The organism is Butyricicoccus sp. AM32-19 (assembly GCF_003480365.1).
Classification (GTDB): Bacteria; Bacillota; Clostridia; order Oscillospirales; family Butyricicoccaceae; genus Agathobaculum; species Agathobaculum butyriciproducens.
This window is the reverse complement of record NZ_QUIX01000021.1, coordinates 379-12168: the sequence shown is the minus strand read 5'-3', so window position 1 is coordinate 12168 and position 11790 is coordinate 379. Positions and strand designations below refer to the sequence as shown.

General features: G+C 55.0%; 13 protein-coding genes and 1 rRNA gene. 6 read left to right on the top strand and 8 right to left on the bottom strand.

The features are described from left to right. The first annotated feature begins 222 nt into the window (after positions 1-222). The 5 genes from DW806_RS15290 (at position 223) to DW806_RS13615 (ending at position 2450) form a co-directional block, all read left to right on the top strand. Entirely contained in the window at positions 223-402 is a 180-nt protein-coding gene (locus tag DW806_RS15290) for an RNA polymerase sigma factor (RefSeq protein ID WP_199677320.1), read from the top strand. Then, positions 395-994 (top strand): hypothetical protein, encoded by a 600-nt coding sequence (locus tag DW806_RS13625; protein ID WP_118730285.1) that lies wholly within the window; start codon positions 395-397, stop codon positions 992-994. The genes DW806_RS15290 and DW806_RS13625 overlap by 8 nt, the downstream gene beginning before the upstream one ends. A gap of 128 nt (positions 995-1122) precedes the next feature. After that, the gene (locus DW806_RS13620; RefSeq protein WP_118730284.1) at positions 1123-1683 is read left to right on the top strand and encodes an NAD(P)H-dependent oxidoreductase; all 561 of its coding nucleotides are present in this window, start codon (positions 1123-1125) and stop codon (positions 1681-1683) included. Next, positions 1680-1853 carry a DUF6472 family protein gene (locus DW806_RS15515; RefSeq protein ID WP_165815537.1) on the top strand — a complete coding sequence of 58 codons (174 nt, stop codon included), beginning with the start codon at positions 1680-1682 and terminating at the stop codon, positions 1851-1853. The genes DW806_RS13620 and DW806_RS15515 overlap by 4 nt, the downstream gene beginning before the upstream one ends. 15 nt (positions 1854-1868) lie before the next feature. Continuing rightward, the gene (locus tag DW806_RS13615) at positions 1869-2450 is read left to right on the top strand and encodes a sugar O-acetyltransferase (protein ID WP_118730283.1); all 582 of its coding nucleotides are present in this window, start codon (positions 1869-1871) and stop codon (positions 2448-2450) included. Positions 2451-2594: 144 nt separating this feature from the next. On the opposite strand, the gene DW806_RS13610 is transcribed toward DW806_RS13615, so the two are convergent. The 4 genes from DW806_RS13610 to DW806_RS13595 all read right to left on the bottom strand — a co-directional run bounded on the left by DW806_RS13610 (position 2595) and on the right by DW806_RS13595 (position 6839). Then, entirely contained in the window at positions 2595-3221 is a 627-nt protein-coding gene (locus DW806_RS13610) for a hypothetical protein (protein ID WP_118730282.1), read from the bottom strand. Between the two features lie 233 nt (positions 3222-3454). Continuing rightward, positions 3455-4504: an alginate O-acetyltransferase AlgX-related protein gene (locus tag DW806_RS13605; RefSeq protein WP_118730281.1), complete on the bottom strand. Its 1050-nt coding sequence runs from the start codon at positions 4502-4504 to the stop codon at positions 3455-3457. Between the two features lie 8 nt (positions 4505-4512). Then, positions 4513-5889 (bottom strand): MBOAT family O-acyltransferase, encoded by a 1377-nt coding sequence (locus DW806_RS13600; protein ID WP_118730280.1) that lies wholly within the window; start codon positions 5887-5889, stop codon positions 4513-4515. Between the two features lie 38 nt (positions 5890-5927). Next, complete coding sequence (locus tag DW806_RS13595) at positions 5928-6839, bottom strand: DMT family transporter (RefSeq protein WP_158578384.1); 912 nt, start codon at positions 6837-6839, stop codon at positions 5928-5930. Positions 6840-6974: 135 nt separating this feature from the next. Between DW806_RS13595 and DW806_RS15285 the strand changes: the two genes are divergently transcribed. Beyond that, a complete protein-coding gene (locus tag DW806_RS15285; RefSeq protein WP_158578383.1) occupies positions 6975-7145 on the top strand; it encodes a hypothetical protein in 171 nt (56 codons plus the stop codon). Positions 7146-7746: 601 nt separating this feature from the next. Here the strand turns inward: DW806_RS15285 and DW806_RS13590 are convergent. From DW806_RS13590 to rrf, 4 genes are all read right to left on the bottom strand, one after another. Next, positions 7747-8931, bottom strand: coding sequence for a pyridoxal phosphate-dependent aminotransferase (locus tag DW806_RS13590; protein WP_118730278.1), 1185 nt, complete (start codon positions 8929-8931; stop codon positions 7747-7749). Positions 8932-9189: 258 nt separating this feature from the next. Further along, entirely contained in the window at positions 9190-9894 is a 705-nt protein-coding gene (locus tag DW806_RS13585) for a hypothetical protein (protein ID WP_118730277.1), read from the bottom strand. Beyond that, positions 9887-11410, bottom strand: a complete 1524-nt coding sequence (locus DW806_RS13580; protein ID WP_118730276.1) for a DUF1538 domain-containing protein — start codon at positions 11408-11410, stop codon at positions 9887-9889. The genes DW806_RS13585 and DW806_RS13580 overlap by 8 nt, the downstream gene beginning before the upstream one ends. 127 nt (positions 11411-11537) lie before the next feature. Then, positions 11538-11654: ribosomal RNA gene (gene rrf, locus DW806_RS13575) — 5S ribosomal RNA — on the bottom strand. Positions 11655-11790: the final 136 nt, after the last annotated feature.

Genomic DNA, 11790 nt, shown 5'->3' with positions numbered 1-11790 from the left:
CCCGCAAAAGAGAAAGAGTGGAGAAAATCACCACTCTTCACTCTTTTATAAGGTGCTGCTGACTACCGCCGCGACCTCTGTCTCACTGATTCCCTGCTCCGTGTTGCCATCAACCTGAGCAAAAACAAGCTGAATTCGGCGTGGTTCAAGCACACGAACGCACTCGAGGAAAGCTATCCGTGCGATGAGTTAGACAGTAACCTCGCCTTTGTGTGGGATGCTGTGCGTGCTCTGCCGCCCAAGTACCGCGAACCCATTCATCCGTTCTACCATGAAGGGTATTCTGCCGCGGAAATCGCACGCATTCTCGGACAGAAGGAGAGCACCGTGCGTTCTCTGCTGCACCGCGGACGCAGTATGCTCAAAGAGACACTGAAGGAGGCGTATGATTTCGATGAATAAGTACAACCGTTTGATGGAGCATATCAATCCGTCTTCTGACCTCGAGCAGCGCCTGCATGATGCGCTGGATAAACCGCCGGTGCGCAAACCGCCCGCCTGGAGAAGATACGGAGCGGCTGCAGCTTGTCTGGTACTGATTATCGGCGGCACAGCTGTTACGCAGATGAATCGCACGCCTGCAAATCCGGATGGTGAGGGAAAGGAACCGCCTGTTACAGCCGCTGCGCCGCAGGATTACGACACGACAGACGCGCTTGCCGCTGCGCTCTCCTTCCCGTTTGCGCTGCCGCAGACCTTGCCGGACGGTTATGCGTTCGATTCGGCATCCGATCAGTTCGGCATGGCTGTTGTTGTGTATGCGGACGCAGAAGGACATACACTTAAATACTGCATGGGTAAAGGCGAAGACGCGCTCGAAGGTATGAACCACACCGTTTCCGGCGAGAAACTCGAGGGTACGGACGCACTGCTCTATGCCGAGACAGGTTATACCTCGACCGAGTGGAAGGATAGCCAGTATAGCTACTGCTTTATTGCGGATGAAAATTTCGATACCGCAGTTTGGCAGGCTCTGGTAAACAGCATAAAATAATCTGCTAATTTGTTGAGCTGTACCGCAGGGATGGGTTTCATCCTCACAATAATTTCTAATTACTAATTCCTAATTCCTCATTTTTCTGCTATACTATATAGTTAGGAACAAGAAGAAGGAAGGATACCATGACACTCTACATCAACGCCTGTCCGCGGGAAGAGTCGCGGACGGCACGGCTGGCGCGCGCCTATCTCGCACGCATAAGCGACGTCACTGAGCTGAACATATACGATCAGCCGCTTGTCCCGCTCGACCGTGAACGGCTTGCTCACCGCGAATCGCTCATTGCCGGCGGCAAATGGCACGACCCGATGTTCGATTATGCCCACCAGTTTGCTGATGCCGACGATATCATCATTGCCGCTCCCTACTGGGATCTGGGCTTTCCGGCACAGCTGAAAACCTACATTGAGAACATTTATGTCACCGGCATTGTCAGCGCCTACAACGACCACGGACAGTCGTGCGGCCTGTGCCGCGCCCGCAGTCTGACCTACATCACCACCGCAGGCGGCGCGTACGACCCGCGGTTCAGCTTCGACTATTTGACCGCTATGGCCGAAGAATACTTCGGTATCCGCGAGACCAGACTCATCTATGCGGAGTGTCTCGACATCTGCGGCAACGACCCCGAGGCTATTCTGCAATCCGCAATCGACCAAATCGAAAGGAGCGCTGACCGATGACCGGAACCTGTGACGACTGCGCCTACAACGTCTACGATGATGAAATGGATGAATATGTATGCGAAGCCTATCTGGATGAGGACGAATTTTACCGCCTGATGCAGACCGGCAAAAGCTGTCCGTACTACCGCTCCGGCGATGATTATGAACTGGTACGCCACCAGAATTAAGGAGGAACCCTGACGATGACCGAACTTGAAAAAGCCGCTTCCGGCCTGCTGTACGACGCCAACAGCGACCCTGCGCTGCTCGAAGCGCGTGCGCAGACCAGCGACCTGTGCATGGATTACAATACACTCCGTTCCTCCCAGAAGGAGGAGAAAAACGCCCTTCTGCATACCATTTTAGGCGCCTGTGCGCCCGATATCGTCATTGAGCCGCCGTTTTTTGTCGATTACGGCAGCCATACGCGTGTCGGCCGTGCATTTTATGCAAACCATAACCTTGTGATTCTAGACGCGGCGCCGGTCACCATCGGCGACCATGTGTTCATCGGCCCGAACTGCTGTATCTCGACCGCAGGCCATCCGTTCGATGTTGCACAGCGCAACGCCGGACTGGAATATGCCAAGCCGGTCACCATCGGCAATAACGTCTGGATTGGCATGGGCGTGCAGATTTGCCCGGGCGTCACCATCGGTGATAACGCCGTCATCGGCGCAGGCAGCGTTGTGACGGAGGATATACCGGCAGGTATGCTTGCCATCGGCGTGCCGTGCAAGGCCGTGAAGCAGGTAGCGAATAAACCGCAGCGACGCATTCTCTGATGAATCAGTAATTGGGAATTTTATCTCCCATAGGGCAGACCACCGGTCTGCCCTTTTATTTTACCTCTGCAGAACGCGAAAAAGGGAGGCCACTGGCCTCCCCTGCGAAACATAAAACCGTATCGTCGATTACTAACTGCTAATTTATTGAACTGCTTCGACAGTCTCCGAACCGCCCTCTTTATAGGTATAAACGGTAAACCCGTCATACGTCCAGATGCCGTCCTCACCTTCGCCCATGCAGCTCGGCGAATAGCTCTTGGATGTCGGTGCTCCGAGTGCGCTCTCAAGTGCGGATGCGGACGAGCCGACGTACCCGCTCGCCTGAGAGGCAGTCGGCTTCGCCGGTTCTGCGGGTTTGGTCTCAGCCGGAGCGCTTGCCGCAGGCTTGCTCTGTGCCGGCTTGCTTTCCGGAGCGGATGCCGCCGGTTTGCTCGTCGAGGCAGACGGCCTGCTCGTGCCCGCTGAACCAGACGGCTTTGCGGTCGTAGTGTTCGTACTGCTGGTTACCGGCTTGGTTTCGGTCGTTTTATCCTCGGTTTTGCTGTCGGTCGAGGTCTTATCGTCAGTCTTAGTCTCGGTCTTTGCGCCTTCGGTCTTGGTCTCGTCGGATTTCTCCTCGGTCTTCGCTTCGTCCTTCTTATCCTCGGTTTTGCCGGTCTGGACGGTCTGGCTCTCGTCCTTGGTATCATCCTGTGCGGTGTTGCCGCCGCACGCAGCAAGACCAAAGCAGAGCGTCAGTGCCAGCAGCATGGCTGTCAGCTTTTTCATAGAATTTCCTCCATATTGTTTATTTCTCCTGCGGATACTGATTAGACGGATTACGGTTCGGTTTTGTTCCCCAAATCCGGTGAATATCTGAGGCAACACCGCACAATTAAAGCTGCGGCGCTTTGCAGAAATTTTACGTCCTGACTTTGTTGCGGCTTCGCGGTAATACATCAAGTATTACCGCAAAACCGCGTCGCGTCAGTACACAAAATTTACTTGCAAATCGCTCTTGTTCAATCATGCGGTATTGCCTTGAAAATATTCGGCAGATTTCGCTCAACAATCTCGATGATGACCGTATCGCCCTCCTGCACCTGCTCCAGCGGATACGGCATCTGCCGGGTGATGATCGCCTCACGGAAATCCTCTGCGAGAAACGGATGCAGCGCATTGCCGAACGAATCGCGGCACAGCAGCAGACGGCCGTTCGGCGCATTCTCCTGTGTGGTCTGCATGAGGATATCCTCGTCCGAGCGCGGCTGGTTCACATACGCAAACGAGGTCCGATACACCTGCGTTTCCTCCTTTTGCGTGCCCTTCGGGTACAGCATTTGGTAAAGATCGCCGCTGTGACTCCGCTCGGTCGTATATTCCTCATCCGTAAATTCCGTATGCGGCAGACCGAGCGTGCTCATCAGATAATCGTGCGCAAGCGCGGCGCCGCGATTCGTCCAGTGCGAGTCGGTCTTGTAGTACAGCACGTTCGCGTGTGCGCGGAACACGGAGAACAGGTCGGCGTAGTTCACGCCCTCCTGCTCGAGATACGGCAGCACGCGCTCATAGTTGCCGTCCGCGTCCTCGGTCAGATAACGCGCAGGCATGTGCTCCGGATAAAGCGAGCTTTTATTCGGCGCAATCGTGAACAGAAAGCGTGCGCCGCGACTCTCGCAATAGTCCTGCATGGATTTTACGGTCTGCGCCAACTGCTGCGCCTCACTCTCGGTCAGCGTTGCGTGATTCTGATAATCATCGAGCGTTTTCGCGTAGTACAGCCAGCCGTCCGTGCCGTAAATGACGTCCTCGGCAGGCGAGGTACACAGCAGCCTAGTCTGCAGCGCGGCATTCGCGGTGACCAGCTCCTGGCGAAAGCCGAAATGGTCGGCAACATAATCTGTCAGACCGCCGAGAAAGTCCTCGTTCCAGCCGGTCTGTGCGTTCCACAGGCTCGGCTTGGGCGTGAGATGCTCATTGCCTGCCGCCTGCTGCTCGGGCAGCACGAGCATACCCGCTGCCGGAATCAGGCACAGCGACAAAAACGCCGCTGTAAACCATTTATATTTCATATTTCACCTCAAAATCGGAAGTAAATGAACGGATTAAACGAGCCTGCCGCAAGGTACATCATGCACAGCAACAGCAAAGCCAGAGAGCCGATGAACGTCACGTTCTCGCGTTTCGGTGTGTGCTCGCGGGCCACAGGCGTACACAGGAGCAGCGCAAGACACAGCGTCAGTGCAAACGCAGGCGTAAATTTTGCCCAGACAGCCGCCGTGCCCATCCAATGCAGACCAATGCCGGAGAACATTGCGGCATACATGGCACCTGCCTGTGCCAGCGTATCCGCACGAAACAGCGTAAAGCCGAGCACGACCACGAGCAGCGTGTACAGCTGTCCGATTCGTTTTCCCTTGAGCTTGTCTACCGGAATCGCACCGCAGTCCTCAAGCACGGAAAACAAGCCGTGCCACAGTCCCCAGAGGACAAACGTCCAGCTTGCACCGTGCCACAGTCCGGTTGCGAAAAATACGAGAAAACGGTTGAGCCACGTCCGCGCCTTCCCCTTTCGGTTGCCGCCGAGCGGAATATACAGGTAGTCGCGGAACCAGCCGGACAGCGAAATGTGCCAGCGGCGCCAGAACTCCTTGATGGTGGTCGCGGTGTACGGATAATTGAAGTTTTCGCGGAAATGAAAGCCAAACATGCGTCCGAGACCGATGGCCATATCGCTGTAGCCGGAAAAATCGAAGTAGATCTGCAGCGTGTAGCAGATGGCGCCCGTCCATCCGGCCAGCATACCGATTTCTCCGGCAGGCAGCGCGAACACAGTGTCCGCCATCTGACCGAGCGCGTTCGACAGCAGCAGCTTTTTGCTCAAACCGCAGATAAACCGGCGGATGCCAAGCGCGGTCTCCTGCGGTGTGGTGCGGCGGCTGTCGATTTCCTGCTCGATATCGTGGTATTTGACGATCGGTCCGGCGATCAGCTGCGGGAAAAACGCGATGTACAGCAGCACCTTCTTGAACGAGTGAGAGACCGTTTGTGGCTCACGGTACACGTCGATGACGTAGGAAAGTCCCTGAAAGGTGAAGAACGAGATGCCGATGGGCAGCGCAATGCCGGTCAGCGGCAGACTCAGCCCGCACAGTGCGTTCACTGTGCGGATAGCAAAATCCGCGTACTTGAACACGGCGAGCAGCCCTATTCCGCCGAGGACAGCAAGTGTGACGCCGAGTTTGGCGTACTTTCCTGCGGCCAACCGTCCGCAAACGTAGTTAAGCGCCACCGAGAGCAGCAGCAGCGGCAGGTAATACACCTGTCCGAACGAGTAGAACACCAGACTTGCGAGGAGCAGCCAGGTGTTTTTCGCATCCACGTCCGACAGCCTGCGATCGAGCAGAAACACGATCGGCACAAAGAAAAACAGCGAAATTGCAGAACTAAATACCATAGATTAACCCTTTATGCACCGCAATTCCGTCTGCGGTGTTATTTTTTCGTACTTGCAGAGTTTGCGACCGCAATACCTCCGCTGACCAGCACAAGCGCCGCCAGATTGCGTGCGGTGAAGATATTCTCGCCGAGCACGAGCGCGGAGAACAACGTGCCGAACACCGGAATCAGGAAGCCGAACAGGCTGACCTTTCCGACCGGAAATTTACCCAAAAGCGCCGTCCAGATGGTAAACGCGGCCGCAGACAGCGCGATCATGTAGCCGAGCAGCAACACGCCGCCGAGCGTCACCCGACCGAGTGCGCCTCCGCCAGCCGTGCCGACACCCAACAGAAAACAGCCGCCGATGAGCAGCTGCCAGCCGGTCAGCCGCATGGGATCACGGCCGGGCGTGTAAATGCGCGAGACAAGCGCGCCCGCGCCCGCCGAGACCGCGCTCAGCAGCACCAGACCGTCACCAGTGAGGTTGAAGCCGTTCAGTCCGCCCAGTCCGAGCGCGAGCACGCCCGCAAAGCCGCAGATGCAGCCAAGCGTTTTCCGTCGATTGAGCTTATCATTCGGCAGCAGGCAATGCGCCAACAGCAGCGCAAAAAACGTCTGCGTGCCGGAGAGCACCGAGCCTTTGGTGCCGGTCGTACCGCTCAGACCGATGTAGTAGCACACATACTGCAGCATGCTCTGAAACAGGCTGATCGCCAGAATCGGCTTGATTTCATCCCGTTTGGGCACGATTCGGTGCCCTTTCAGCCGGGTCACGAGCAGCACAAGAATTCCCGCCAGCGCAAACCGCCAGCCGGCAAACACCAGCTGCGAAAACGGCGCGTCAGCCGAGACAGCGAACAGCTCGTACCCGCGCTTGACGCACGGCGCCGCACTGCCCCAGAGCGCGGTGCATAAAACCGCCGGTAAATATAATTGACGTAACAGACTGCGTTTTTGTTCCCCCATTTTGATACTCCCAGACAAATTTTTTATGATTGGTGCTATCAGTATACCATACTTCCCCATGCTCCTGCAAGAAAGGGAGTTTTATCGGACTTTCTCTGTGGTACACTGTCCTCAGTAAAAAAGAGAGGTGAAGCCATGATCTACACTTGCGACACCAAATGCTGCCACTTTATCTTCTTCGGCAGCGCTGAAACCCGCGTCTGTCCGGATTGCGGCAAACACAGCATCCGGCCGTCCACGCTCGAGGAACGCGCCGCGTTCTTCCGCCGCCAGACCGAGTTCGCACAGGAGCATCCGACCGGATAAGGCAATACCGCATAATTGAACAAGAGCGATTTACGAGCAAATTTTGCGTACTGATTAGGCGCGGTTTTGCGGTAATACTTTGTGTATTACCGTAAAGCCGGAACGCCATCAGGACACAAAATTTCCGTAAAGCGCCGCAGCTTTAATTGTGCGGTGTTGCCTTCATCAAAAGAAAAACCCTTCCGAATGTTGTCCTCGGAAGGGTTTCACTTACTGTCTTCAGTTGTCATGTACGATTACGGCTCCTCGTGTGATGTTTTTTTAATCAGACGATTACTTGCCGCGACGATTGGTACGGTTCATGGTCTTAGCGTTGATGTGTTCGCTTTCCAGTTCTACCATGCGAGCGTTTACCAGTCCATTGAAGAAATTTCTCATACCCATAATCTTTGCACTCCTTTTCAGTGATTCAAGTGATTGTATTTTTGAGATCCTTTCCTGATCTCTGGTATTATAATACACTTTCCCTGAAAAGAATACAAGAGCAAGATTTTATGAATATCTCACAATGCAAGCGTTATTATTTTGTATATATTGCACAGCACTGCTTGACATCTTGTACATAATTAACCGAAACTACTTGTGAACTTTACATAACAAATCAGCGATACTCCTTCGCCAGTCGTTCAAACAGCGGCAGCGCACGCTCGATGGTCGCGGTTTTCACACAGTAAGAAATTCGCATATGGCCGGGGGCACCGAAATCCGCACCCGGAACGACCAGCAGATCATATTTCTTTGCGCGTTCACTGAAGGCGCGGTCGTCCGCCTCGAGCGTCTGCGGGAACAGATAAAACGCGCCGTCCGGCTTGACACAGTGATACCCCATCGAGGTCAGACCGTTAAAGAGCAGGTCGCGGTTGGTCTGGTAGACCGCAATATCGCTGGTCTGGTCAGCACAGCGTGCCGCTACGCGCTGGAACATACTCGGTGCACAAACATAACCGAGTGCGCGGCCGGCACCGCAGACCGCAGCGTACAGCGCCTTGCTGTCGGCGGCTGCCGGCGGTACGAGCACATAGCCGATACGCTCACCCGGCAGCGACAGCGACTTGGAGTACGAGTAGCAGATAATGGTATCGTCATGGAAATGCGGCACAAACGGCACCTGCACGCCATCATATACGATCTCGCGGTACGGCTCGTCCGAAATGAGGTAAATCGGGTGACCATATTCCTTCTCCTTGCCGCGCAGCATGTCGGCAAGGCGCTTGATGGTCTGCTCGGAGTACACTGCACCGGACGGGTTGTTCGGCGAGTTGACAACGACCGCCTTGGTGTGCTCATTCAGGCGCTGTTCGAGAGCACCGAAGTCAATCTGAAAATCCGCGATAGACGGCGGCACAATGACGCACTTGGCACCGGCACCGCTCTCGATGAACATTTTATATTCCGGAAAATACGGTGCAAACACAACAATCTCGTCACCCTCGCAGACGATCGCCTTGAACGCACAAGAGAGCGCGGCTGCCGCGCCTGCAGTCAGGTACAGGCTGTCGCCGGTGTAGTCCGTGCCGAAACGCTTGTTGAGGCTGTCCGCCAGTGCGCCTCGCACGTCTGCGGCGCCCTGTGCCGAGGTATAGCCGTGCAGTGCAACCGGATCACCTGCCGCTTCGGCGTAAATCGCCTGACGAACGGCCTCCGGGGCGGGTACGTTCGGGTTGCCGATCGAGAAATCGAATACGTTCTCGCGGCCAACGATCGCCGCACGGCTGTTCCCGTACTCGAACAGCTCACGGATCGTCGAACGGCGGCTGCCTAAATCCATCATGTGCTCATTTATCATGGTTATCTACTCCTGTTAGGGGTTCTCCCTGTGAAAATTACTGCCCTCATTATATCATACTATTTTATCAGAGTGAAGATGGAAATTGGAAATTGAAGGGTGCGTTCCTCTCTTTTGTGTTACAGGAGAGCACGCTGTGCTCCCCGCGGGATCATTGTGCAGAGCGGGATGGTGTCCCGCCGTTTCCCGCCAAATAACACAATAAAAAAACGGAGAACAGAAAGCAAACGTCAAACGCTTATTTTCCATTTTCCATTATCAATCCGCCAGTCCGATGGCTGCCGAAAGCGGCATTGACAGCACAATGCCATGACTGCGGGTCTTCATTCCGACCGCCTGCATCAGCGCCGTCATAACCTGCTGTTTCTCGTCGCTTCGCACCACGAGGAACACGATTTCCTTTTCGGCCTGAATTTCGATACCGAAAAACCGCTTGACCTCATTTTCCGCAATGCCGCGCGCGGAAATGACCGTGCCGCCGCGCGCACCGGCCTTGCGCGCCGCATCCATCGCCACGTTGGTATAGCCGCGCTCCATCACAACTGCTACAACGTCAAAACCGTCGTTCTTCTCTGTCTCGTGCATCCTGCTGACCTCCTTTTGCTCCTCGTCTGCAGCGGTCAGCAGCTTGTGCCACCGCAGACCAATGCCTGTAATCGGAATGGTAAACGCGATTCCGCGTCCGGGATACCGCATTTCCAGCTCACGTCCGAGCCTTTTGAGCAGGCGAACGCCGGTCTGACGGCTGACCATGCACATCACAATGGCCTTTGCCGTTTCACCGATACCGAGCAGGTCGAGCATTTCCGTGCGCGCCGTGCCGTGTGCCATGCACACAAAGTCCACCGGCGCCTGTTCCTCACGATAGATACGCAGCACCTTTTCGCCCTGCTCCACGTCAACAACGGCCGCCACGACCTCTACCGCGCTCTGCACCGTCATCTGCGGTCGGTTTTCACTCATGCTCTGCTCCCTCCAAAACGATGATGCTATCCTCATCCTCTGCGGAAACATCGGACGCATCCTCGCTGTTCTGTTTCTTTTTATAGATGAGACCCAGCACCTGAATGGTAAGCAGCGGGGTCATGGCTACCATAGCTACAATACCGAAGGCGTCAGTCATCACGTTGCCGCCGAGCGCTTCACACGCGCCCATGGCGAACGGCAGCAGGAATGTGGTCGTCATCGGACCGGACGCAACGCCGCCCGAGTCAAATGCGATGCCGGTGAAAATTTTCGGCACGCAGAAAGTCAGTCCCAGTGCGGCAAGATAACCCGGCACCAGTATATAATAGATTGAAATGCCTGTCAATACGCGCAGCATAGCCATGCCGACCGAGCAGGCCACGCCGATGGACAGGCTGAGCATCATCGCTCTCTGCGAGATGCCGCCGTTTGTGATGGACTCGACCTGTCGATTGAGCACATGCACGGCCGGCTCCGCAGTTACCAGAAAATAGCCGATAAGCATGCCGAGCGGCACCAGCGCCCATTCATGTCCGCTCAGCGCCAGCTGCTGTCCAAGATAATGTCCCACGGGCATAAATCCGACGTTTACGCCGGTCAAAAACAGCGACAGGCCGGTAAATGTGTACACAAAGCCCACGCCGATTTTGCGCAGCTGCATGGCATGGAATCTGCGGAAAATCAGCTGAAATACCGCGCAGAACAGGATGATTGGCACCAGTGCGGACAAAACCTCGTGTATGTACGCGGGCAGCTCCACCACAAATGTGTGTGCTGCCTGACGGGTGTCCTCCACATCCGGCACAGTCACTGCCGTGTAGCCTGCACCGTTTGTCGGATAGAAAATACCAAGCAGCAGCACCGCCAGTACCGGCCCGATGCTGCACAGCGCAACCAGACCAAAGCTGTCCTCCTGTGCGCCGCTATCGCCTCGGATAGAGGCTAAACCGACACCGAGCGCCATGATGAACGGTACGGTGACCGGTCCGGTGGTCACGCCGCCCGAGTCAAACGCCACAGAAACGAACTCGTTCGGCACGAAAGCCGACAGGATAAACACCACCGCGTAAAACACAATGAGCAGCAGCGACAAACGAATCTTGAACAGCGTACGCAGCATAGCCAGCACGAAAAACAGACCGACGCCGACCGCGACCGTCCAGATCAGCACATTGTTTGGAATGGACGGTACTTGACCGGCCAGAACCTGCAGATCCGGCTCCGCGATCGTGATGAGTATGCCGATGATGAGCGTAATGAGTATCACGATGAATAGATTTTTCGTGCGTGGCAGCTGTGCGCCGATACCCTCGCCCATAGGCGTCATAGATACGTCCGTGCCGAGTGAAAACAATGCCATGCCGACGATAAGCAGCGCCGCACCGGTTAAAAACAGCACCATTGTGCCGACCGGCATCGGTGTGATCGTCACGCTGAGCAGCAGCACGATGATCGTGATCGGCAGGACAGACGACACCGACTCGCTGATTTTTTCTTTCAGAATTTTGTTCATTCTCGCCCCCCTGCTTCGCGATAAAATACCAATTTAGGCTATTATATCATACAAGGAGAGGTGAATTCCAGTGAACAGGGCATTTTTAACGAAAACAAAACACCGACTCTTTCGAGTCGGTGTTCGGTGTGCGCGATGAGTTATCTTCCCGGGCCGTCACCAGCCAAGTATTGTCACCGTAAACGAGCTTAACTACTGTGTTCGGAATGGGAACAGGTGTACCCTCGTCACAATAATCACGCACTTACTTTCTTGTGAACAAGAAAGTAAGCAAAGAAAACTTTACCTGCGCTTACGCGCTCTTGTTCAAAAGAAACCTTATTTAGAAACATATTACTATGTTTGCTACTTTGTTATACCGTCAGCACTGTTATAAAAGA

Excerpts from the sequence above, each read along its gene's own strand:
- DW806_RS13615 (WP_118730283.1), top strand. The coding sequence starts at position 1,869 with ATGACCGAACTTGAAAAAGCCGCTTCCGGCCTGCTGTACGACGCCAAC.
- DW806_RS13620 (WP_118730284.1), top strand. The coding sequence starts at position 1,123 with ATGACACTCTACATCAACGCCTGTCCGCGGGAAGAGTCGCGGACGGCA.
- DW806_RS13590 (WP_118730278.1), bottom strand. The coding sequence starts at position 8,931 with ATGATAAATGAGCACATGATGGATTTAGGCAGCCGCCGTTCGACGATC.
- DW806_RS13580 (WP_118730276.1), bottom strand. The coding sequence starts at position 11,410 with ATGAACAAAATTCTGAAAGAAAAAATCAGCGAGTCGGTGTCGTCTGTC.
- DW806_RS13595 (WP_158578384.1), bottom strand. The coding sequence starts at position 6,839 with ATGGGGGAACAAAAACGCAGTCTGTTACGTCAATTATATTTACCGGCG.
- DW806_RS15515 (WP_165815537.1), top strand. The coding sequence starts at position 1,680 with ATGACCGGAACCTGTGACGACTGCGCCTACAACGTCTACGATGATGAA.
- DW806_RS13610 (WP_118730282.1), bottom strand. The coding sequence starts at position 3,221 with ATGAAAAAGCTGACAGCCATGCTGCTGGCACTGACGCTCTGCTTTGGT.
- DW806_RS13600 (WP_118730280.1), bottom strand. The coding sequence starts at position 5,889 with ATGGTATTTAGTTCTGCAATTTCGCTGTTTTTCTTTGTGCCGATCGTG.
- DW806_RS13605 (WP_118730281.1), bottom strand. The coding sequence starts at position 4,504 with ATGAAATATAAATGGTTTACAGCGGCGTTTTTGTCGCTGTGCCTGATT.
- DW806_RS13625 (WP_118730285.1), top strand. The coding sequence starts at position 395 with ATGAATAAGTACAACCGTTTGATGGAGCATATCAATCCGTCTTCTGAC.
- DW806_RS13585 (WP_118730277.1), bottom strand. The coding sequence starts at position 9,894 with ATGAGTGAAAACCGACCGCAGATGACGGTGCAGAGCGCGGTAGAGGTC.
- DW806_RS15285 (WP_158578383.1), top strand. The coding sequence starts at position 6,975 with ATGATCTACACTTGCGACACCAAATGCTGCCACTTTATCTTCTTCGGC.